This window comes from Paenibacillus sp. FSL M8-0142, assembly GCF_038597315.1.
Lineage (GTDB): Bacteria > Bacillota > Bacilli > Paenibacillales > Paenibacillaceae > Paenibacillus_AQ > Paenibacillus_AQ lactis.
In genome coordinates this window covers 3,778,562-3,800,156 of record NZ_CP152008.1, presented here as the reverse complement: position 1 = coordinate 3,800,156, position 21,595 = coordinate 3,778,562, and the positions used below count along the sequence as shown (strand labels likewise).

Below are 21,595 nucleotides of genomic sequence, written 5' to 3'. Positions count from 1 at the left end.
GCTTTGCGGCCTTCTTTTCTACATCAGAGGAGTTAGGGCTATGACGGTAATAGAACAGTCTGGCTATGATTATCAGCTGGAAATCGATAGGCTGCGGGATCGGTTTCAATTCGATTTCGTGTCGCTAGCGCTCGTCCAGCCTGCCGAAGACCGGTTTGTGCTGACGTGGCAGTATGCTTCAGGTAATCACAATGAGCGGTTTAAACGGATCGTGCTCCATTCGGGCAAAGGCGTCGCCGGAATTGTGTTCAAGACCGGAAAATCGATGCTCATTCAAAACGTTAACGCCGATATTGGTGCACGCGACTTATTTAATTTTCCGATCATTGCCGCCGAGAAGCTCAAGAGTCTAGGGGCCCTTCCGCTGTGGGTGGAGGCCCGGGTAATGGGCGTTTTGCTGGCCGGGTTCCGGGAGGAGAACCGGATGAATCCGGCGGTTTTTAACGATTTCCGGGAGCAGCTCGGGGTGACGTTAGGAGCTTTTCGGATCAGGGAGGTGTCGCAGACTTGATTACCATGACCGGGGATCGATTGAGCGAAATGCTGGATAAGCTGTACCGGAACGGTACGGAAGCCATCTTCTTTATGGATCAAAAAGGCGGCGTTGTCGGCATGAATCCGGCTGCCGAGCGGATTCTGGAGGTCGATGTCATTGAGCGGATTCAGTCGGGGATTGACGACTCGTTCTGTCAAACCTGCGAGGGATACACGGATGAACAGGAGCTGATGTCCTGCTCCCGATGCTATTTGAATTATCCTAAGGGAGAGTTTTCTTCCTTTCAAGTATATCTAAGGACAAGGGACGAAGGCATCGTGCCGTTCGCGGCAAGCTATCATACGATTGACGAAGAACAGGGCATCCGCGTATTGATGCTGCTTGATCTTACCAAACAGCTGAAGACGCAGGAAATGCTGCAGCGTAACCATATGCTGAAATACGTGATCAAAGCCCAGGAGGATGAACGCAAGCGGATTTCCCGTGAGCTGCATGACAGCGTCGCGCAGGAGCTCCTCAGCTCCCTGGTGGATTTGCGCGTGCTGAAATACATGAACGTAAGCGATGATGTGCTCAATAAAATCCAGCAGACGGAGCAGTCCTTGACGCGGCTGCTGGACGATATTCGGCATTTATCGGTAGAGCTTCGTCCCGCATCGCTGGACGATCTGGGCCTCGAAGCTGCGTTCAGATCGCACTTTAAATGGATGGAGAAGAATTATGGCCTGCTTGTGCATTTTTCCGCCGAGCTTGCGGCAGCCCGGTACAGCAACGAAATCGAGACCGTCGTTTACCGGGTATGCCAGGAGGCCGTGCTTAATGCGCTAAAGTATTCCGGGCTGGATGAGGTTTACGTGCGGCTGTGGGAGGAGAATGGGGGGCTTCAGCTGACCGTCCGGGATGAGGGCGTCGGCTTTAATATGTTTATTAACGAGGCGCAAGGGACCGGGCTCGGATTGTACGGCATGAGGGAGCGCGCGGAGCTGGTTGGCGGGCAGTTTACGCTGACTTCGTCGGCAGGCGCAGGCACAACGGTGCAGCTCAGTGTACCACTGTCTCAAGATGTAATGCAGGAGGGGGACCGTTCATGAAGATTGTCATTGCCGACGACCATGCCGTCGTTCGCAGCGGGTTCTCGATGATTATCAACTATCAGGAGGACATGGAGGTTGTAGCTACGGCAGCGGACGGGCTGGAAGCATACGCGATGGTAGCCAAACACAGGCCCGATGTGCTGCTGATGGACCTGAGCATGCCGCCTGGCGAGAGCGGACTTATCGCAACCGGCAAAATCAGTGCCGATTATCCAGGCACCAAGATTATCGTTCTGACCATGTACGACGATGAGGATTATCTGTTTCATGTGTTGAAGAACGGCGCGTCCGGATATGTTCTCAAGAACGCGCCGGATGATGAGCTGATCTCCGCCATACGGATGGTCTACGCCGGAGGCACGTACATTCATCCGCAGATGGCCACTTCACTGGTGCGGGAATTTATCAAGAAGGACAGCGAAAGTCCCGAGCAGGATCCGCTTAGCAGTCTTTCGCAGCGGGAGCTTGAGATTTTGCCTTTGATTGCCAAGGGTTACGGGAATAAAGAGATCGCGGAGATGCTGTATGTATCCGTGAAGACGGTAGAGGCGCACAAAGCGAAAATTATGGAGAAGCTCAATTTAAAGAGCCGGCCCCAGCTGGTTGAATATGCGCTCAAGAAGAAGCTGCTGGATTTCTGATACTGCTACGGACATTAGCCGTCGAAGGGAAACCATCTGCCTATGAATAGGGAAGTTCCTTGTCAAGGATCAGGGAACTTCCCTATTATCTTTGTGAATACATGCACTTACAATGGAATTGGGGATCCATGATACGAAAGCCATTCATTTTTCGAGAGAAAAGGTGATGGGGATGATCAAAAAAATGCAGCTGCCGCTGCAAACGATGAATCTGGTGCTCGGTTTTATGGTATGGGTGATCATATCCGCGCTGCTGCCGTTTATCCGCGAGGATATTCCGGTTCCTGCTGACCGCGTTGCCATCCTGACGGCCATTCCGGTGGTGCTGGGCTCCGTGCTGCGCATTCCGCTCGGCTATTATGCCAATATCGTCGGGGCAAGAGTTGTATTCATCGTCAGCTTTATCGCGCTTTTATTTCCGGTATATTTTATCAGCTCGGCTTCCACGTTTACCCATCTTGTGATCGGAGGGCTGTTCCTCGGCATCGGCGGCGCCGTATTCTCCGTCGGCGTCACCTCGCTTCCCAAATATTATGCCAAAGAAAAGCTTGGGCTGGTGAACGGCATTTACGGCATGGGCAACCTGGGCACCGCCGTAACGACTTTTGCCGCACCGGTGATTGCCACGCAGATCGGCTGGTCGAAAACGGTGCAACTGTATCTGGTTCTGCTGCTAATCTTTGCGGGGTTGAACGTGTTCTTGGGAGACCGCAAGGAAGTCATGGTTCGGACACCGATCATGGAACAGATTCGGGGCGTGTACAAGAACGACAAGCTGTGGTATTTCTCGCTCTTTTATTTTATTACCTTCGGTTCATTTGTCGCATTTACCGTCTACCTGCCGAACTTCTTGGTCACGCATTTCGAGCTTGCCAAGGTCGATGCGGGACTCCGCACTGCAGGATTCATTTTGCTTGCAACATTGATGCGGCCGATCGGCGGCTTTCTTGCCGACAAATTCAAACCGCTGTTCCTGCTGATGGGCGTGTTTATCGGACTTACGGTCGCTGCGATCCTTTTGGCATTCTCTCCGTCGATCGGTTTATATACCGTCGGTTGTTTAACGATTGCGGTCGGTGCGGGACTGGGAAACGGAATCATCTTCAAGCTGGTTCCGCTGTATTTCAACAAGCAGGCCGGGATCGTGAACGGCATCGTGTCCATGATGGGCGGTCTCGGCGGTTTCTTTCCGCCGCTGATGCTGTCGTTCATCCATTCGGTTACGGGTCAGTATGCGATCGGATTCATGGCCTTATCTCAAGTAGCCCTCGCCAGCTTTATCATCGTCGTCTGGATGTACTTTCAGGACAAACTTTCGGTCTCCTCGAAGGTGTTTAACTCGACAGGCCAAGGCATTCTTGTCACGGATCCGAATGGAAAAATCCATGCGGTCAATCCAGCATTCACTGCGCTGACGGGATATACCGAGGAAGAGGTGGTCGGGAGAAATCCGAGCATCCTGAAATCCGGACGTCAATCTAAGGACTTCTATACCGAGATGTGGACGGAAATTGCAGAACGGGGCAGCTGGCAGGGTGAAATTTGGAACCGCAGAAAGAACGGGGAAGAGTATCTTGAACTGCTTACGATCAATGCCGTAAAGGACGAAACGGGAGATATTATTCATTATGTAGGCACATTCAGCGACATTACGGAACAAGCGGCAGCGGGCCGAGCAACGGCACGGACAACGTAGGGGCAGGAGCGTCATCGCTGCGGCAGTGATTCCTTGATGAAGCGAAAGCCTTGGGAAAACCTGCAAGTATCTTCAAACATTTGTTGCCTGGAGTCAGGATCGAATATCAGTTGGAAAGCGCAGGGGAGAAGGATGAACCGAACGAAGATCGTGATACCTCGGGAACACGGAGGATGGGCGATGCTCATCGTCCCCTATATGATCGGAATGACGGCGGCCAAGCCAACCGTTCTGCATGTTCCGCTGTTTTTGGCATGGCTGCTGCTGTATTTCGCTTCGTATCCATTGTTACAATCGCTCAAGAGGAAAAAACAGACCTCAGAGGTGTATTGGGGAATCGGGTACGCTGCAGCCGGAGCGGTGTTTCTCATTCCCGTCATCTGGCATGCCCCGTGGATGCTGTGGTTCGCCCCGGTGCTGCTTGCATTGATCACCGTTAACATATGGCATGTCGTACGGCGCAAGGAGCGTGCGCTTCTGAATGATCTATGCGCGATTCTGCTGTTCTGCACAGGCGGTGCGGCTGCCTATATGCTTGGCGGCGGAACTGTCGGTAAAGAGCTGGCGGTTGTAGCCCTGGTGAATGTGGTCTATTTTGCCGGCACCGTTTTCTTCGTGAAATCCGTCTTCAGAGAACGGAAGAACAAGCGGTATACGGTCTATTCGCGGGCGTATCATGTCGCTGCGCCGGCCGTTCCTCTGATCCTCGGCTTACCCTGGCTCGCTGCTGCGTTTCTGTTTCCGCTTTGCCGAAGCTGGCTGTTTTCCGGAAAAGTCATCAAGCCGATGAATGTTGGCATTATCGAAATTATAGGTTCCGTGCAATTTTTAGGGATCAGCATGATGGTTCTTTAACCGTAAAGGGGGCAGCTCGCTGTGAACGCCTCCCAGGCAGCCGGCATTTGTCAGGGGTGGCGGGGGAAGGTCGAAGAACACAATTTGATCCCATACAAAGCCAAACAGCCTTGGGTGCATCGACCACCGAAGGCTGTTTTTCGTGCCGGATTCCATCAGGGGACATCTTTTGAAAAAAACAGGGTAGCGAGGAGAGAAATCTATGGTATTCTGAGGAATAGCATACGAAAGGGGAGCGGATCATGCCGAAACTACCGGAACGTTCTGGAAGAGAACAAGCACTTCCAAAGATTCAGAAGTACATAGAATCTCCCGTTCTTCAAGAACGGCTGTACAAGCGAACGCTTATTATCGTGATCCTGTCGCAAATATTCGGCGGAGCGGGGCTAGCGGCAGGCTTAACCGTCGGAGCGCTGCTTGCCCAGGAAATGCTTAAAACCGCTAGCTTTGCGGGTATTCCAGCCGCACTGATAACGGTAGGCTCCGCGCTAGGTGCTTGGTATGTCGGACGGCTTAGCCAGCGTTTCGGGCGGGGGCCGGGTCTCGCAACAGGGTTCCTTGCCGGCGGGATTGGAGCAATCGGGGTCATTATTGCAGCGTCCTTACAGAACATCATTCTGCTGTTTGCTTCATTGCTGATCTACGGTGTAGGCACAGCCACTAATTTGCAAGCGAGATATGCAGGGACGGATCTGGCTAAGCCTTCACAGCGTGCATCGGCGGTCAGTGTGGCAATGGTATCGACGACATTCGGCGCTGTTGCCGGCCCCAATCTGGTCAATGTGATGGGCCGGGCCGCAGAGTCGATCGGCGTGCCCGCTTTAGCGGGACCGTTTATCCTAGCAGCTGCGGCATTCATACTGGCTGGCCTGGTGCTGCTGGTGTTGCTTCGTCCCGATCCTTACGCTATAGCGCAAGCGATCGCTCAAGCGAACCGTACCAGCGCTGGGCCATCTTCGGATTCAACAACTGGGGACGGGAACAAACGGGGGCTCGTGGTCGGGACAGCCGTGATGATATTGACTCAAGTGGTGATGATCTCCATCATGACCATGACGCCGGTCCACATGAAGCATCACGGTCACGGACTAGGTGCTGTCGGCTTAGTGATCGGCATCCATATCGGGGCCATGTATCTCCCGTCGCTCATTACCGGTTATCTCGTGGATAAAGTGGGACGGCTTGCCATGTCCATCGCATCCGGCATGGTCCTGTTGATCTCCGGGATCTTGGCAGCGTTCGCGCCGGCCGATTCGCTTGTGCTGCTCATCCTTGCCCTCGCCTTGCTTGGCGTAGGCTGGAACCTGGGCTTGATCAGCGGAACGGCGATGATCGTTGACGCTACGCATCCAACTACCCGGGCTAAGACGCAGGGAACGATTGATGTGTTGATTGCCCTTGCCGGCGCTTCGGGCGGCGCGTTGTCCGGCGTGGTCGCAGCCAGCACGAGCTACAGCACGCTGTCCCTGGCCGGAGGCTTGCTATCGCTGGTATTGATCCCAGTCTGCCTGGGATCGATCAAGCTGGGTAAAACGGCAGCGCAATCAAGCAAAAGCGCTTAATCCGGCAACGGGTTTCATAGGAATAAAACAGCCTCCGGTCTGCTTGGTCCGGAGGCTGTTTTTACGCTGACAGAGTTTATGATTCGGCAGTGCTTGCGCTCTGACCGTAATTATGAACTGACAGTGCTAATGTACTGCAGTGCTTATGCTCTGACTGTAATTATGAGCTATCAGTGCTAATGTTCTACAGTGTTTATGCTCTGACCGTAATTATGTTCTGCTAGCGCTTATGGAAGAATATTGCCTGCCGCGCGGTAGATCGCATACCATTCCTCACGCGTCAGCACGATATCGCTCGCCTTGATGCAGTCCTTTAAGCGATCGATATTCATTGTGCCGATCACGGGCTGCATGCGGGCAGGGTGGCGAAGCAGCCAGGCAATGGCGATGGTTGTATTGCTTACGCCATATTTATCTGCGATCTCATCGATCTGCCGGTTCAGCTCAGGGAATTTGTCGCTTCCCAAGAATACCCCTTCGAAAAATCCGTATTGGAATGGGGACCATGGCTGAATCGTAATATCATGCAGCCTGCAGAAGTCGAGCACGCTGCCGTCGCGGTTGACGGCGGATTCATTCTCCATATTCACATTGATTCCGCTTGAAATCATGGTGGCATTCGTGATGCTGAGCTGAAGCTGGTTAGCCACGATCGGCTGCTTCACGGCTTTTTTCAGCAGCTGAATCTGCATCGGGTTTTGATTGGATACACCGAAGTGTCTTACTTTGCCCGAGCGCTCAAGCTGATCAAATGCTTCGGCAACCTCTTCCGGCTCAACAAGGGCATCCGGACGGTGCAGGAGCAGCACATCGAGGTATTCGGTGTTCAGTCTTTTCAAAATGCCGTCAACCGAATTCAGAATATGCTCTTTCGAAAAGTCGAACATCCCTTGACGAATCCCGCATTTCGACTGCAGAATGATCTGCTCGCGGACGCTCGCACTCATATGTATAGCTTCGGAGAAGATTTCCTCGCAGGCTCCGCCGCCGTAAATGTCGGCATGGTCGAAAAAGTTGGCCCCTTCCTCAAGCGCCGTTTGAACGAAACGCTCGGCCTCCGCTTTATCCAGCGAATTTATTCGCATACAGCCGACGGCTACGACAGGTACTTCAAGCGAACTGCTTCCAAGTTTAATCGTTTTCAAATCAAGACCCTCCGATTCATAGTAGGTTTAGTTGCTGTGGCAAAAGTCTCTCTTGTTATTGTGACATGTTCAATGGAGGTTGTACAAGAGTTATTTGTCCTAAACAACTCCGACATCGTGCAGCGCTTTGTACCATGGATACGGATTGGGAGGATTTTTCGTCCAGACTCTTGATTACGAATTTAAACGCTTCACGTTGCGGATGATGATGCGGTTGTGCGGCAGGGACGGCATGTCATGAAAACGGAAGCTGAGGTCCTGCAAAGGCACTTCATACCGAATCCAGTTAGCCAGAACATCCGCGCTTTCCTTCATGATCTCGAGCGTAATCCATTCACCGGCGCAGCGGTGACCGGCATCATGATCTCCACCGCCTTGGGGAATAAAGCTGAACGGGCTTCCGTTCCAATCCTTGAACCGATCGGGATTGAACAGCTCGGGCTGGTCCCATAGCTTTGGATGATGATTCGTTCCGTACAGGTCAAGGATCGTCAGCACACCTTCGTTAAATTCATAACCCTTCCACGTAAAATCCCGGATTGCGCGGGCGGGGACAAAGGGGAAGAACGGATAGAATCTTCGAACCTCTTGAACAAAACGCTGAAGCTTGTCTTCCTCAGAGGACATCAGCTTCTCGCGCTCTTCCGGCTGCTGAATGACAGCAAGTGCTGTAAAGCAGACGTAGACTGCAACGGCTACGATCGGACGCAGGATATTCAGGATTTCGACCGCTGCGACCTTCGGGTCGAGCCTATTACCGGCCAGATCCCGATGCTTGGAAAAAACGGAGAGGGCCGTTCCGTTCGCCGGATGCATTCGGCCTTCGCGCACGTCCAGCACCAAGCCCTCCAGCCACTGCTCTGCCTTCGAGCGGGCCATTCTTCCACGCCGATGCTTGATGCCGATTGCAGCCGCGGACTCAATCATGGCACCGAGCCATTCCGTCTTCTCCTTCACCTCCTCCCCGGAAATGGGGATGCCGGCCCATTCACAGGCAGCACGGCAAAGAAGCTCCTTGGCTTCATCGTAGATAACAATCTGCTCCAGCTCCTCAAAGCGTTCGACAGCGAGCATCCACTGCTTTCGAGTGATCTCGCGCATAGCCAGAAGGCCATCACGGTTCATGATAGACATAAACATCGCTTTCCGGTGCCGGTGCTCCTCACCGTCAAGGGTTTGCACGCCGTTTTCACCGAACAAGGTCTTCAGCACACGCTTCGGTGCCGCGCCATGCCGCTGAAATTTCTCCCCGTCGTAAAAAAGCTTGGCCGCCTCTTCGCCTCGCATACAGATGGCGCGTTCGCCTAAGAGCCGTGTTTCAAAAATGTCGGATTGAAAGCCGATGGCCCGGTTGGTCACGTAGAGATAGCCTTCGCGGAGCACGCTCAAGCTGTTGTCTATGCCTTCTTCTTTTGGAATCGGTCTTGATGTTTCCATATGAAACCTCCTGCTGATTTAAATTGGGAAGCGATCATTGCTGGTGAACGAATACTACCTTAATACCAGCCGAGCTGCTGTTTGAATAAATCATGGACTTGATCGCCAGTAACCGATTGCCTGATTCCGCGAGATTTCTCTGTTCAAAAATGTATAAGTTGGATGTCTATTGCAGGAAATGGAGATGGCTTCATCGAAAAATAAAGGATTGGGAGACCATTCTAAATTAGGAGGTTGTTAGGAGAGATGGCGGCTGAAGTCATTAAGGTTTATCAGGAGCATTTGCCGGCGCTGCGGCTGATCGGCAAACGATATACAGATCGGGACCGCGATGCTGTAGGCAGCTTTGGGGAGAAGTGGGGGGAATGGATCGCGAGCAGTTGGTTCGATGAGCTTGTTAACCTTGGTCCCCTGCCGGAGTCGGAAGGGGTTTCTTACGGAATGATGCGAATGGAGGGAGGACAGTTTGAATATTGGATTGGCATGCTGTTTCCCTCTGAGACCGAAGTTCCGGAAGGTTATGCGCATGCCGATATTGCGGAGAGTGACGTAGGCATCTGCTGGCTGCACGGATCTGATGATAGCGGGGAGCTGTACGGCATTGGCCCCCACAATCAATGCATGGACCAATTGGCCGAGCTAGGCTGGAAGCTTAAAGAAAATCCGTGGTTCTTCGAGAAGTATCACCCGCAGCGCTTTGCTTCGCCGGATGACAAGGGAAAGGTTATTTTGGATTATGGGGCGTATATTCGTTAATATCGTATGATTGATACATAACGGGCCTTTTGGACTATAAGGCCTGTCATCGAAGAATATAAACCAGCCCGCATCCTAGTCAGGAGCGGGCTCGCTCATATTTGATTAGAGGATCTCTACAAGTAGAACGCTGCATATAGGATGGGGACCTCGCTTTGGAAGGACAGCCATCGGTAGATCTTTCGCTTTAGGTCTCCGCACGAAACGTCTTTCCAAGCCGATCGCCAAGACCAAAATAGTGCCGAAAATTATAAATGAGCGGACTCCATTGATTTGGATCAATGTGGTTCTCGTCACGTACGATATCTTCGTGGGCGTGCACATGGATTGCTTCCGTTTCAACAATGGCAAATAATGAAGCATTGGCAGGGCTGTGGATGTTGCTGACGCGGGCCTCAATTTGTATCGGACATTCCAGAATACGTGCAGGCGTGACCGACAGGGAGGGGACTGGGGTCAACCCGGCGATGCCATACTTATCTTTTTCGTGCCGGAATCCGTTTCGAAGCTTGAAGTCCGGTACGGGATCTTTACCGGTATACGGAGCAAGCTTCTCAACCTGCTCCCATAGTGAAGGATCCGGTACGTTAATCACGCATTCCGGGCGATTCTTAAGGTTCTCGATCGCTTTTCCCCCAAGCCCGATGCCTAGCACGATGGAGTGTCCTAGCGCCCATGATGAAGACAAAGGTGAAATGTTCATGCTATCGTCCTCATTCAATGTTGTTAGAAGAATAACGGGTGTACCATAGTAGAGGATGCTTGGATGAATGGTCTTGATAAGCGGTTTTTCTGCAGATGTGTGCATGGTTTCTCCTCCTGATTCATTTCGTTCTTCCAGAATCATTGTAGTCCAGGGATGTTTCGATTATCATCGAAATATGGATGACATGGGAGGAGAAATGAAATGAAGGCACAGGCAAACGCCAATCTGGCGATCGTTGCATCGCTTGTTAGCGAGGGGTCGCGTGCGGCCATGCTCACCGCGATGCTCGACGGCCGCTTTCACCCGGCAAGCGAGCTGGCTTATATGGCGGAAATCAAACCGCAAACGGCGAGCTTCCATCTGTCTAAAATGACGGATGCGGGCATCGTCAGCGTTGAACAGCAGGGGAGGCATCGATATTATGGCATCCGGGACCCGGAGGTCGCACGGATGCTGGAGTCCTTATTGTCAATCGCGCCCCCGGTGGAAATCAAATCGCTCAGGCAAGCTGACGAAGACCGGGCGATTCGTTCCGCAAGGACCTGTTACGATCATTTAGCGGGGAAGCTGGGAATCCAGCTGACGACTTCCTTATTGGAGATGGGAGTTCTTGACGAAAACCATAAGCAATTTGAGGTAACCGCTGCAGGGGAAGCCTTCTTTAGGGATTTCCGCTTGGATCTGGACCGGGCGAGAGCAAAGCGCCGTTCCTTCTCGCATAAATGCCTGGATTGGAGCGAAAGACGCCATCATCTGGCGGGATCGCTGGGAAGCGTTTTGCTTGAGAAGCTGCTCGAATTGAAATGGATCGAACGTTTGCCAAAAACACGGGCCGTGCGCGTCACGGAGAAGGGGAAGAAGGGCTTCAAGGCAACCTTCGGGATCGATGTTGAGGGCCGTTAATTCCGTTTGAGATGAGCTTCTCTGCAGCTATTTATTTCCTTATGTAAGCCGGAAAAATAAAAAAGGACTGCACGCCATCATCACCATGATGTCGCAGCAGTCCCTTATAACGATTATTGACGCAGGGTTTTCAAAGCACCGCTCCATGCGAGCACTTGGTCCAGCATGCCGTTCACGTTCGTGAGATGGAGGTCGGCCGGCTTAAACACCGTTCCGTTCTCGAAATCCGTGAACAAGGACAGCGCAGCGTGAATGCGAACGTCCGCAACGGACAATTCGCCCAAAATGCCGCGCAGATGCTCGGCAGCGCGAGCACCGCCGACGGAGCCGTAGCTTACGATGCCCGCAGCTTTGTTATTCCAAGCTTCGCGTGCGTAATCGAGGGCGTTTTTCAGCGCGCCTGTAATACTGTGGTTATACTCTTGCACGATGAATACGAATCCGTCGAGGCTGGCAAGCTTTGCATTCCATGCGGCTGCCTGCTCGGACGCATCGGCCTCACCCAACAGCGGAAGCTTGTAGTCGGCGATGTCTACGATCTCATAATTCGCGTCCCCGCGTTGATCGGCGATGCTCTTCACCCATTCGCCTACCTGTGGGCTCAAGCGGCCTTGACGTGTGCTGCCCAAAATAATACCGATGTTCAATTTCGACACTGTAATTCCCTCCTGATTATTGAAATTGTATTTTATCTTTGTTGGTGTCCTGGTTGCATGAGATAATCATAAACTCAGTCGGTTATTAATGTCAAGTAGCTAACAAAAAGTTTGTTAATTATCCTTAAATCAAGAGAGTTTGTGTCTGTAGCTCGTTGCCATGTAAATGCTATAGTAGAGTAATCGGACCCGCTGTCCCTTATGATAAGATCTTTATCTTGTCGATACCCTTGGGAGGCGCATACCAGAAATTGCGAGGTGGATAACATGATGATCAGACAGTTGAAAACGGACGAGTTCGAAGCCAGCACATCATTAGGTGAATATGCATTTCAATACACATTGACACCCGAGGAGAAAGAAGAGCGGAAAAGCCGCTTCAAACCCGAGCAGACCTGGGGAATTTTCTATGGGGCGGACCTGCAGGCGAAGCTGACCATTCTGCCGCTGCGAACATATCTTCATGGCAAGGCTTTTGACATGGGCGGCATCGCAGGAGTTGCGACATGGCCGGAGAACCGCAGGCAGGGCCATGTTTCAAGGCTTCTGAAGCATGCTTTGAACGAAATGAAGAACGCGGGTCAGACGGTCTCCTTCCTGCATCCGTTCTCCATCCCCTTTTATCGCAAATTTGGGTGGGAGCTGTATGCGGAGTATAAGAAATACGTCATCCCTGTACATAAATTTCCGCCTAAGACCGAGTCGCCGGGACGGATCGTTCGCGATGCGGCGGATCTGCCGGCACTTGATTCCGTCTATCGCTCATTTGCAAGCGGGTATAACGGGACGCTGCTTCGGACTGAAGAGTGGTGGAAGCAATCCGTTCTGGATGATGACGGGCACAATGTGATCTATTATTCGGCTGACGGGGAGCCTCAGGGCTATGCATTGTACCAGCTTAAGGACAAGGAGCTGACATGCGATGAGTTTGTCTTTCTGAATGAAGAAGCCCGCAGCGCCCTGTGGACCTTCTTCGCCAATCATGATTCGCGCATTGAGCAAGTAAGCCTCAAGATGGTTCCTGTAGACGACGAGCTGCCATTCCTGCTTCCGGACCCGCGGGTATCGCAAGAGACGGTCCCATATTTCATGGCACGGATCGTCGATCTGAAATCACTTCTGGAGGAGTATCCGTTTATGAGGGATGTGGAGGTTGGAATTACGCTCAAGGTGCAGGATGCCGCCGCTCCTTGGAACGACGGGGTGTGGCGCTTATCCGTCAATATCGATGGCAGGGGAGAGGCAGAATTGCTGGAGACGAAGGAAGGTGCGGAAGCTGACCTGACCCTGGACATTCAGGCGTTAAGCGCTATTCTAACGGGATATAAGAGGGTGCAAACCCTGCACAAAGCCGGCCGCATTCAAGGGGAAACGCAAAAGGCGGCAGAGCTGGATTCGGTTGTTCCTGTTCGGCAGACATTGCTGATGGACTTTTTCTAAGATTCCGTAACAAAAAGCCTGATCCCAAGGGATCGGCTTTTTTACGTTTATCACCCGTCACGGCGTCCATTCCGGACTTCATGCTTGGAGTAGATGCGGAGTTCTCCGTCATCGCCGTACTCGGCGTAGGCGATGTCATCCATGCGCTCGAAGCCTTGTTCCCGTGCTTTTCTCTTCACGAGCTCGGGATCGATCCTCCGGCCCAGCATGGATTCCTCCAGGATCTTACCTTTATCGATCACCGTTACGGTGAAGGCGTCAGGCCCGGACGAAACGCCTAGGTCCTTGGCGGAAGGAGGCTCGAATTCAGGCTTCTTCATGACAGACAACGAGCCGTCCGTTTCCAGAATCGCAAATTTAACCTCCTGGAGCGAGAAAATGTTTTGCCGCCGAAGCATGGATAATAGCTGCTTGTATTCAATATCGTATTTGTCGAGCCACTTCTGGTTCAGTCTCCCATTGTCGATGAGCAGAACGGCCCGGCCTTCCGTTAAATAACCGAACTTTACGAAATGCGTCGTTGCCTTCTCGAAGAGGTAGGAAAGCGAGGTCCATAGCGTCAGCGCGAATAACAAGTGCGTAATGTGAACGCCGTCGTCGTACAAGGTGTTGCCTACGATTTCGCTTAATATTAAGGAAGACAGGAAATCAAGCGGCGTTAGCTGACTGAGCGTTTTCCGTCCTGTAATGAACGTGATGACCCATAACCCGAAGAAGCTGATCACCAGTTTCATACTCAAATCTATAAACATGTCCATGGCTAAAGCCTCCTAAGCTTGGGATGAAGGAATCGAATTTGCTAATGTATTAAACGGGAAGCGAGCCCCGTAAACAAGTAGGCTGGCATGGCTTTGCCGCGTAAAGGGGACTGCCTGTATACTGTCATATAAAAACGGCCTGTCAACAACCGGTTCTATTCCGGATGACAGGCCGTTTCATTATTAATTTGCTGTATGGAGCTTGAATGATCAGAAGGAATTTCCCGGCTGCTGCTCTTCCACTTCTTTAACGGCATTCTGGTCACTGCTGACTTCCCGCTTCGAGGAGGTGAACCACCCAATGAGCGCAATCAGGACAAGAACGACATAGAAGATCGCTTTCCAGATCGGATTCTCAGGGAAATGATGATTAATGATTGCAACATCCGGATGCGCCAAGGTAATCACGGCGAGCTTGATACCGACCCAACCGACAATAATAAACGCCGCAACTTCAAGTCCAGGGCGCTGCTGCAGCAGCTTAACGAAATAGGACGCTGCAAAACGCATAATGATCAGACCGATGAATCCGCCAAGGAAGATAACGATGAATTGTCCTCCATCCAGGCCTCCGATATTCGGGATGCCGCTCGGCGGAAGCGCGACCGCAAGGGCAACCGCTGCGAGAATCGAGTCCACGGCAAAGGCAATGTCGGCTACCTCGACCTTGAATACGGTCATCCAGAAGCCGGATTGTTTCTTCGGTTTCTCCGGCTTCGGTTCCGCGTCCTCGGTTGGCTTCTTGCCTTTAATGAAGTGCTTCAGGGTGTGATTGATCGAAATGTACAGAAGGTAGAGGGCACCGATTGCCTGTACCTGCCATACGTCCACCAAGAACGAGATGACAAACAGCGATCCGAGACGGAACACAAACGCACCGAGCAAGCCGTAAAAGAGCGCCTTTTTGCGCTGAGCTTCAGGCAGATGCTTGACCATGATCGCCAGGACCAGCGCGTTATCCGCCGCCAGCAGTCCTTCGAGCGCAACGAGCACAAGCAGCACCCATCCGTACTCTAATAATAGCTCCATTCCACATCCTCCTAAGACTTATTGACGAGCATAAAAAAAACCTTCACCGCAGGTGAAGGTCTCAAACACACAAAAAGAGACCTTCACCACAGTGTCTGTGTGGTAAAGGTCTCGCTAACAACGAATCGTTGCCAACAAAGCCGGAGAATAATCTCGAACTGACGACTTTGTTGTAGCAGCTACTCCCCTTTAATCACGTTCATGCTTAGCAAACATTTGGATCAGCTAAGCCGTGATATAAAGATATAAAATTCGAAGCGGGAAGTCAAGAAATTTTTTATAGAATATGTCCGAAGCTAAAAGAATCGATCGGTTGAAAGATAGGGACGTTCCCTTGAATCACGGGATTATTCAAATATAAATATTTGTTACATATATGCGTCGGCCAAATTCGGCGTATGATGTTAATAACCATAAACAGGAAGGGTGTTGAAAATGAGAAGAACAGGATACGCCACCATCAAAAAAAGCAGGAGGGGTATGACAATCTAACCCTCCAACGCGGAGGAGATCCTATTTGAATTCCCGAACGAGAAAATTCTTGTCGTATTACAAGCCGTATATCGGGCTGCTCGCGGCTGATTTGGCCTGCGCATTCATCGTATCGGCCATTACGCTCCTGCTGCCGTTATGCGTAAGGTATATTACGATCAATGTCCTGGAGGAACAAAGGCCGGATGCGCTCAGTCAGATCTACTTGATGGGGGTGGTCATGCTGGGTATGGTGATCATCCACACCCTGTGCGATATGTTCATCTCCTATAAAGGGCATATGATGGGCGCTTACATGGAACGGGACATGAGAAGTGAATTGTTTGACCATTTCCAGAAGCTTTCGTTCAGCTTTTACGACGAGCATAAAACCGGGCAGCTGATGACCCGTGCCACCAATGACATCCTTTCACTGACCGAATTGTATCATCACGGTCCGGAGGACCTGGCGATATCCGTGCTGAAATTTACCGGTGCCTTCATCATTTTGATGTATATTGACGTAAAGCTTACATTCATCGTTTTTATGTTCTTTCCGGTGATGGCCGTGTTCGCGTTCTATTTCAATAAGAGAATGAACAAGGCGCTCCGGGTCAGCAAGGACCGGATCGGGGACATCAATGCCCAAGTAGAGGATTCCTTGTCCGGCATCCGGGTCGTGAAGTCGTTTTCGAACGAGCAGGTGGAGAAGGAGAAGTTCGAATACGAGAACCGCCGCTTTGTCGACAGCAGGAGAGAAGGGTATAAGAGCGAGACTTATTTTCATGAAGGCTTGGTCGGGTTTACGCAGCTGATCACCATTGCAGTGATCGTCTTCGGCGGTGCGGCGATCGTGGATGCTTCGCTTGAGCTTGCGGACCTGCTGACCTTTTTCCTGTGCATCGGCATCCTGATTGAACCGATACAGCGGCTGGTAAATTTTGCGAGGTTATACCAGGAGGGCATCACCGGATTCGACCGGTTTATGGAGATTCTGGAGGTCGAGCCGGACATCGTGGACGCCCCTGATGCCATTGAACTGGCCCATGTGCGCGGCAGCGTGGAATTCCGGAATGTAAGCTTTAAGTATAAGGAGGATTACGGCGAGGTCCTTAAACATGTGTCGCTCCACATCAAACCCGGGGAGTATATTGCCCTTGTCGGGCCGTCCGGGGTCGGCAAAACCACCTTCTGCTCCTTGATCCCAAGATTCTATGAAACGAGCGAAGGCAGCATTCTCATTGACGGCATCCCCATCCGCGATGTTACGCTGCGCTCGCTTCGGAGAAGCATTGGCATCGTTCAACAGGATGTATATTTGTTCTCCGGAACGGTTGCAGACAATATTCGGTATGGGAACATGGAGGCAAGCATGGAGGAGATCGTGGAGGCGGCAAAAAGGGCGAATGCCCATGATTTCATCATGGCATTGCCCGGCGGGTATGACACGGATATCGGTCAACGCGGCGTCAAATTGTCGGGCGGACAGAAGCAGCGGCTCAGCATTGCGCGTGTGTTTTTGAAGAATCCGCCGATTATCATTTTCGACGAAGCGACAAGCTCATTGGATAACGAGAGCGAGCGGGCAGTCCAGCAATCGCTGGAACAGCTGAGCGAGAACCGGACAACAATCGTCATTGCCCATCGTCTGTCGACCGTCCGCAACGCGCAGCGGATTATCGTCCTATCCGATGACGGAATTGAGGAGCAGGGAACGCACGAAGAGCTGATCGGGAAGAAAGGGCGATACGCCCATTTATATGAAATGCAGCTGCGCGTTTGAGGATCAGTTAAGGCATGCAAGGCAGGGGCTTGAAAAAAACACCATCGCGGTGCGTTGGCATGCTGTTAACCGGTTGCCGGCGCGATTTTCATGGAAAGCCTGCGAAAGCAGGCTTTCTTCCTGTTCCATCTGACAGGACATTGGATCGCTATTCCTCGGGGGCCAAAATATGGTTTATTTGTCTTCCTTCATCGAGTACAATGTACATAATTTATTCGAAGTACGCTCTATAGCGTAAACATTGCCGCAGCGATAAGGGCTGAACATGCCTGTATACACTGCCGTATTTTATTAGTATGGGTGGCAGGGCGGCTTTGGGCGTGATGCCAATCTATAAGAGGAGGCCTATTGAAATGGGGAAACAATTTCCGTCCATGCTCCCGGAGCATATGGCGTTTATCCGGAAACAGCATCTGTTTTTTGTCGGGACTGCGGCATCGTCGCCTGATGGGCATGTGAATCTGTCGCCGAAGGGGTATGATACCTTTCGCATCCTGTCCGAGAATCAAGTTGCATACCTGGATCTGACCGGGAGCGGGAATGAGACAAGCGCTCATATTGTGGAGAATGGCCGGATTACGGTTATGTTCTGCGCGTTTGAAGGCCCTCCTAACATTTTGCGCCTCTATGGGACCGGAACGGTTCTGCTGCCTGGAGACGAGCGATGGGAAGAGCTGTACAGCCGCTTCGAGCCAATTGCCGGCGCGAGGCAAATTATTGTCGTTGACGTGCACAAGGTACAGACTTCATGCGGTTATGCCGTGCCTTTCATGACTTATGAGAAGGAACGGGACACACTCCAGCGATGGGCGGAGCATAAAGGGGAAGAGGGGCTCGCGAGTTATTGGCAGGAGAAAAACATGCATACCATCGACGGATTGCCAACCCCTCTGGGAAGGAGAATCGGTAAGTAGAACTAGGGAGTTTTTTATTTAACGAATGAACTTGAGCGTCCGGCTGAGCTGAAGGATGTGGCCTCGATCCGCCCATAAAATAAAATAAGGATAAGAGCTGCCTTGAATAACAACCGGCTCCGGATATTTAACGATCAGTGCGGACTGGTTCCCCATTTCGGCGGGCTGATCTGCGGAAGGGAATATATAGCAGGCAGCTTGAGACTGAATGACGGCCGGGATGATCCTCGGATTGCTGCCATAGGGTCTTAAGGGATGAAATGCCTCCGATCTGCACACTTCGTGGATGTCCGCTTCGGACATGATGGCGGATATTTGGAAAAAACCGTCCGGGCCTTCGTATCGCTCATCGGTCACCCGCACCCAATTCATTGGGTAGTAGAATGATACGTTGTACGCTGAATTGCGATATAAGCGGTACGGATGGATAGCCGGTCTTGGCGGTGACCACGCTAAAGCCGTAATTCGTCCTGCATCAACGATTTTAACAGGTGGTAAGGAGGCTGCTGTATCCACGATCCAAATTTGAGATGCAGGCTCTTGTTCGCCGCAGCCCGATAAATAAGCGATGCGACTGCCGTCCGGCGACCAGCTTACCGGCGTTGCGAAGCAGCTTGAGATCGCCAGAGTTCGCTGCTGCCCCCCATTCCGAGCATCGGTCTGGATGTAAGAAATATACTGATTCTGAATCAAATCCGTCGCACTATACGAGATTAGAGAGGAGTCCGGCGACCATGCGGGATAATAGTTTTTGGCCTGCGGACCGCCTTCGAGCTGACGGCGCTCGCCCGTTGCCAGGTTGACAACCGATATCAAGGATATGCTGACTCCCGGCGATGTATAGAGCGCAAACTGCCCGTCAGGGGAAATCCTGACGTCGTGAAGCGGACCTTCGGTATTCTGCGTTAATTGAACCCTGTCTGTGCCAGCTATGTCGGTTCGGAATAGCTGCACGTTTCCCATTTCATCCGGGGCGGCATAGAGGAGCGCTTCCCCGGAAGGAAACCACTGGACATCGGCGGCCCCCTCGTGAACGATCGCAGTGCTGACATGTAAGCGAATGTCGTAGATGACGATCCGGCTGCCCTTTACGTAGGTCAAATACCTGCTGTCCGGCGACCAGCTCAGCAGCGTATAGGGCTCGATCTGATCGATGCGGGCCAGGTTGCCGTCCTGCATATCCAACACAAACACAATACCGTTACGGCCGATGAAGGATACAAAGCGGGTGTCCGGCGACCAGTATGGAATGGAATGCGCTTCGCCCAGATTCTCGGTCAGCCTGAATATGCGGCCGTCTGCAAGCCGGTACATCCAGATGTCGTAAGCCGTGCTCCCAGAAGCTGCCGTAAATAGAATTGCATCTTCCATGTTATTCATCCCTAGGGACCACCTTTCGTGAACGATGATCCTATAGTGTATTCATTCGTCCGAAATAGGCGAATCGGAAGCCTCGGTTGCGCATTTTATTTCATGCGGATCCATTTTTTCTTTAGTGAGCACCTGGATCCACAGGTATTGATCGAGAAAGATATGGCCTGCATTCCACCGTATATTGTTATTGAAACCCGAAGGGACTAGATCGGCTTCCTCATCCGTAACATCCCTCAGTGCGTCCATAACCGTGCTGCGACAGCTCTCTAACTGTTTGAATAAAATCTCGTGCCGTTTTTTCATCGGTGGGGACCCTTATCTATTCGCAATCATCTTATGCATTTTCAATACCAGCTCCGCATTTCCTTTCCCGAAGAGATTCTAAAAATGAGAAAATTGTTCAGTCGCATCGCAGCTAAGTTTGCTATCATAGTTTCAAAAGATCATGATTATCAACGTTGCAAGCGGGGAGATAAGCAGCATGCATACAAGCAACATTGTCAGGCGAGCCATGGATTATATGGAGGAGTTTCTTGACGAGCCCCTGGATCTGTCCGATATCGCCAAGACGGCTGGGGTCTCGGTAGCCCACCTGTACCGGGTGTTCTACAGCTTGACCGGCCATCCGGTCAAAGAATACATACGCAAACGCAGAACCAGCGAGGCTGCCGGCTTGCTGCGTACAACCGACTTGGGGGCAATGGATATCGCAATCCGATGCGGTTTCGAGACCTATCGAGCTTTCTTGAAGGCATTCAAGCGATACACGGGACTGACACCGACCGAATATCGGGACGCGGAATCCTTCTTCAGCTTCGAACGCCTCCCGCTCGAAGATAGCGGCACCTCCCATGAGAAGCAGGTGTTCGGCCAGCATGCGCATTCGGATATCCGAATTGTCCGGCTACCGCCGCGGAAAGGAATCGGATACTTGCATGTTTCGGAGCGAGAGGATGGACTGGAAGAAGATGCCCTGAAACGTTTTCGCGCATGCTTGGCCGCAAGGGGACAGGAGCTTTGTGACATGAGTGTATTCGGCTGGAACGTCGATCTTGACGAGGGGAGGCCTTTGTTTGGGTATCAGCTGCTTGCTCCTGATATCCCGTTCGGTCCGGGAGGCATCGTTCATCCGGAGCTAAAGCCCGTTGATCTTCAGGGTGGGGTGTTTGCCAGCTGCAGAGCCCGTGCTTTGTCGGCTGAGCAGATTGTCGAGGACTGGAACAGGCTCTATTCCGGCTGGCTTCCGGGGAGCCGGTTCGAACCAGCCTCGGACCGGCTTTTTGAACAATTTGTGTTCAAGGGAGATCAGATCATGCAGGTGCATCTTTATCTCCCGGTGGTACGCAGCCGGAAGACACAACCCATAGAAATCGTTGAGCTCAAGCCGGTCGACGTCTTGGCGTTTCGGGCCGAAGGGTCCGGGTCGATAATACGTGCCGACCAGGCTGCGATCGAGTGGTTGAAGAGCAGCGGATGGGACGGGGATGACGGCTTCGCAGTGTTTATGAGCTGGCGGAAAGCTACGACAGATGATGAACCATCCGCTTGCGAAGTCTTCATAGCTCTCCCGCAAGGATACAGGCGATCACCAGCGGATAACGGTAGGCTTACCCGGCTTGATGGGGGCTTATACGCATGCTTGGCTTCAGAGGCGGGCGGTACGATGACTGGTGTGCTGGCGGTCTTGAATCGCTGGTTGGAGGCCTCGGCAGACTATAGTCCAGACGCTGGCCGATCTTGGCTCATTCGTTATCTGCCTCAATCGAACGGATCTACGCAGCTCTCTAGTTCTCGCTTCCGATCGTATGCGTTCTGCTGCGTGCCGATAACCCGATCACATGGATAAGGAGAGACGACTATGAATCCGCTGAGGAGAAAA

General features: G+C 52.0%; 20 protein-coding genes. 12 read left to right on the top strand and 8 right to left on the bottom strand.

Features of this window, described 5'->3' with window-relative positions; all coding sequences use genetic code 11:
- Positions 1–40: 40 nt before the first annotated feature.
- The 6 genes from NSQ46_RS17485 (at position 41) to NSQ46_RS17460 (ending at position 6,344) form a co-directional block, all read left to right on the top strand.
- A complete protein-coding gene (locus NSQ46_RS17485) occupies positions 41–511 on the top strand; it encodes a GAF domain-containing protein (RefSeq protein WP_007130326.1) in 471 nt (156 codons plus the stop codon).
- Entirely contained in the window at positions 508–1,587 is a 1,080-nt protein-coding gene (locus tag NSQ46_RS17480; RefSeq protein ID WP_007130325.1) for a sensor histidine kinase, read from the top strand. The genes NSQ46_RS17485 and NSQ46_RS17480 overlap by 4 nt, the downstream gene beginning before the upstream one ends.
- Positions 1,584–2,231, top strand: a complete 648-nt coding sequence (locus NSQ46_RS17475) for a response regulator transcription factor (protein ID WP_007130324.1) — start codon at positions 1,584–1,586, stop codon at positions 2,229–2,231. Before NSQ46_RS17480 ends, NSQ46_RS17475 begins: the two co-directional genes overlap by 4 nt.
- Positions 2,232–2,403: 172 nt before the next feature.
- Complete coding sequence (locus tag NSQ46_RS17470) at positions 2,404–3,927, top strand: MFS transporter (RefSeq protein ID WP_342574166.1); 1,524 nt, start codon at positions 2,404–2,406, stop codon at positions 3,925–3,927.
- Positions 3,928–4,059: 132 nt separating this feature from the next.
- Positions 4,060–4,782: a YwiC-like family protein gene (locus tag NSQ46_RS17465; RefSeq protein WP_040738711.1), complete on the top strand. Its 723-nt coding sequence runs from the start codon at positions 4,060–4,062 to the stop codon at positions 4,780–4,782.
- Positions 4,783–5,024: 242 nt separating this feature from the next.
- Positions 5,025–6,344, top strand: a complete 1,320-nt coding sequence (locus NSQ46_RS17460) for an MFS transporter (RefSeq protein ID WP_007130321.1) — start codon at positions 5,025–5,027, stop codon at positions 6,342–6,344.
- 227 nt (positions 6,345–6,571) lie between these two features.
- Here the strand turns inward: NSQ46_RS17460 and NSQ46_RS17455 are convergent, their stop codons facing one another.
- Both NSQ46_RS17455 and NSQ46_RS17450 read right to left on the bottom strand, forming a co-directional pair.
- Positions 6,572–7,489 carry an aldo/keto reductase family oxidoreductase gene (locus NSQ46_RS17455; RefSeq protein ID WP_213616859.1) on the bottom strand — a complete coding sequence of 306 codons (918 nt, stop codon included), beginning with the start codon at positions 7,487–7,489 and terminating at the stop codon, positions 6,572–6,574.
- A 174-nt stretch (positions 7,490–7,663) separates the two neighbouring features.
- A complete protein-coding gene (locus NSQ46_RS17450; protein WP_213616857.1) occupies positions 7,664–8,926 on the bottom strand; it encodes a cytochrome P450 in 1,263 nt (420 codons plus the stop codon).
- 246 nt (positions 8,927–9,172) lie between these two features.
- Here NSQ46_RS17450 and NSQ46_RS17445 point away from each other — a divergent pair, with 246 nt between their 5' ends.
- Positions 9,173–9,682: a GyrI-like domain-containing protein gene (locus NSQ46_RS17445; protein ID WP_342574160.1), complete on the top strand. Its 510-nt coding sequence runs from the start codon at positions 9,173–9,175 to the stop codon at positions 9,680–9,682.
- A gap of 187 nt (positions 9,683–9,869) precedes the next feature.
- Here the strand turns inward: NSQ46_RS17445 and NSQ46_RS17440 are convergent, their stop codons facing one another.
- Positions 9,870–10,490 carry a flavin reductase family protein gene (locus NSQ46_RS17440; protein WP_341341814.1) on the bottom strand — a complete coding sequence of 207 codons (621 nt, stop codon included), beginning with the start codon at positions 10,488–10,490 and terminating at the stop codon, positions 9,870–9,872.
- Between the two features lie 99 nt (positions 10,491–10,589).
- Here NSQ46_RS17440 and NSQ46_RS17435 point away from each other — a divergent pair, with 99 nt between their 5' ends.
- Entirely contained in the window at positions 10,590–11,291 is a 702-nt protein-coding gene (locus NSQ46_RS17435) for a helix-turn-helix domain-containing protein (protein ID WP_342574158.1), read from the top strand.
- A 113-nt stretch (positions 11,292–11,404) separates the two neighbouring features.
- Here the strand turns inward: NSQ46_RS17435 and NSQ46_RS17430 are convergent, their stop codons facing one another.
- Entirely contained in the window at positions 11,405–11,947 is a 543-nt protein-coding gene (locus tag NSQ46_RS17430) for an NADPH-dependent FMN reductase (RefSeq protein WP_007130315.1), read from the bottom strand.
- Between the two features lie 267 nt (positions 11,948–12,214).
- Here NSQ46_RS17430 and NSQ46_RS17425 point away from each other — a divergent pair, with 267 nt between their 5' ends.
- The gene (locus tag NSQ46_RS17425) at positions 12,215–13,387 is read left to right on the top strand and encodes a GNAT family N-acetyltransferase (RefSeq protein ID WP_341341816.1); all 1,173 of its coding nucleotides are present in this window, start codon (positions 12,215–12,217) and stop codon (positions 13,385–13,387) included.
- 50 nt (positions 13,388–13,437) lie between these two features.
- Here NSQ46_RS17425 and NSQ46_RS17420 read toward each other — a convergent pair whose 3' ends face one another.
- A complete protein-coding gene (locus NSQ46_RS17420) occupies positions 13,438–14,145 on the bottom strand; it encodes a DUF421 domain-containing protein (RefSeq protein WP_007130313.1) in 708 nt (235 codons plus the stop codon).
- Positions 14,146–14,355: 210 nt separating this feature from the next.
- The gene (locus NSQ46_RS17415) at positions 14,356–15,174 is read right to left on the bottom strand and encodes a TerC family protein (RefSeq protein ID WP_007130312.1); all 819 of its coding nucleotides are present in this window, start codon (positions 15,172–15,174) and stop codon (positions 14,356–14,358) included.
- 517 nt (positions 15,175–15,691) lie between these two features.
- On the opposite strand from NSQ46_RS17415, the gene NSQ46_RS17410 reads away from it, so the two are divergent.
- The gene (locus NSQ46_RS17410; protein WP_007130311.1) at positions 15,692–17,428 is read left to right on the top strand and encodes an ABC transporter ATP-binding protein; all 1,737 of its coding nucleotides are present in this window, start codon (positions 15,692–15,694) and stop codon (positions 17,426–17,428) included.
- 353 nt (positions 17,429–17,781) lie between these two features.
- Entirely contained in the window at positions 17,782–18,342 is a 561-nt protein-coding gene (locus tag NSQ46_RS17405; RefSeq protein ID WP_007130310.1) for a pyridoxamine 5'-phosphate oxidase family protein, read from the top strand.
- A gap of 18 nt (positions 18,343–18,360) precedes the next feature.
- Here the strand turns inward: NSQ46_RS17405 and NSQ46_RS17400 are convergent, their stop codons facing one another.
- Complete coding sequence (locus tag NSQ46_RS17400; protein ID WP_007130309.1) at positions 18,361–19,722, bottom strand: PD40 domain-containing protein; 1,362 nt, start codon at positions 19,720–19,722, stop codon at positions 18,361–18,363.
- Positions 19,723–19,764: 42 nt separating this feature from the next.
- Complete coding sequence (locus NSQ46_RS17395) at positions 19,765–19,962, bottom strand: DinB family protein (RefSeq protein WP_342577007.1); 198 nt, start codon at positions 19,960–19,962, stop codon at positions 19,765–19,767.
- A 235-nt stretch (positions 19,963–20,197) separates the two neighbouring features.
- Between NSQ46_RS17395 and NSQ46_RS17390 the strand changes: the two genes are divergently transcribed.
- Positions 20,198–21,562: a helix-turn-helix domain-containing protein gene (locus NSQ46_RS17390; protein WP_007130307.1), complete on the top strand. Its 1,365-nt coding sequence runs from the start codon at positions 20,198–20,200 to the stop codon at positions 21,560–21,562.
- Positions 21,563–21,595: the final 33 nt, after the last annotated feature.

Bases quoted from the DNA above. Each gene is read 5' to 3' on its own strand.
- NSQ46_RS17435 (WP_342574158.1), top strand. From the start codon at position 10,590: ATGAAGGCACAGGCAAACGCCAATCTGGCGATCGTTGCATCGCTTGTT.
- NSQ46_RS17475 (WP_007130324.1), top strand. From the start codon at position 1,584: ATGAAGATTGTCATTGCCGACGACCATGCCGTCGTTCGCAGCGGGTTC.
- NSQ46_RS17420 (WP_007130313.1), bottom strand. From the start codon at position 14,145: ATGGACATGTTTATAGATTTGAGTATGAAACTGGTGATCAGCTTCTTC.
- NSQ46_RS17465 (WP_040738711.1), top strand. From the start codon at position 4,060: ATGAACCGAACGAAGATCGTGATACCTCGGGAACACGGAGGATGGGCG.
- NSQ46_RS17400 (WP_007130309.1), bottom strand. From the start codon at position 19,722: ATGAATAACATGGAAGATGCAATTCTATTTACGGCAGCTTCTGGGAGC.
- NSQ46_RS17425 (WP_341341816.1), top strand. From the start codon at position 12,215: ATGATGATCAGACAGTTGAAAACGGACGAGTTCGAAGCCAGCACATCA.
- NSQ46_RS17470 (WP_342574166.1), top strand. From the start codon at position 2,404: ATGATCAAAAAAATGCAGCTGCCGCTGCAAACGATGAATCTGGTGCTC.
- NSQ46_RS17445 (WP_342574160.1), top strand. From the start codon at position 9,173: ATGGCGGCTGAAGTCATTAAGGTTTATCAGGAGCATTTGCCGGCGCTG.
- NSQ46_RS17405 (WP_007130310.1), top strand. From the start codon at position 17,782: ATGGGGAAACAATTTCCGTCCATGCTCCCGGAGCATATGGCGTTTATC.
- NSQ46_RS17450 (WP_213616857.1), bottom strand. From the start codon at position 8,926: ATGGAAACATCAAGACCGATTCCAAAAGAAGAAGGCATAGACAACAGC.
- NSQ46_RS17390 (WP_007130307.1), top strand. From the start codon at position 20,198: ATGCATACAAGCAACATTGTCAGGCGAGCCATGGATTATATGGAGGAG.
- NSQ46_RS17415 (WP_007130312.1), bottom strand. From the start codon at position 15,174: ATGGAGCTATTATTAGAGTACGGATGGGTGCTGCTTGTGCTCGTTGCG.
- NSQ46_RS17460 (WP_007130321.1), top strand. From the start codon at position 5,025: ATGCCGAAACTACCGGAACGTTCTGGAAGAGAACAAGCACTTCCAAAG.
- NSQ46_RS17485 (WP_007130326.1), top strand. From the start codon at position 41: ATGACGGTAATAGAACAGTCTGGCTATGATTATCAGCTGGAAATCGAT.
- NSQ46_RS17395 (WP_342577007.1), bottom strand. From the start codon at position 19,962: ATGGACGCACTGAGGGATGTTACGGATGAGGAAGCCGATCTAGTCCCT.
- NSQ46_RS17440 (WP_341341814.1), bottom strand. From the start codon at position 10,490: ATGCACACATCTGCAGAAAAACCGCTTATCAAGACCATTCATCCAAGC.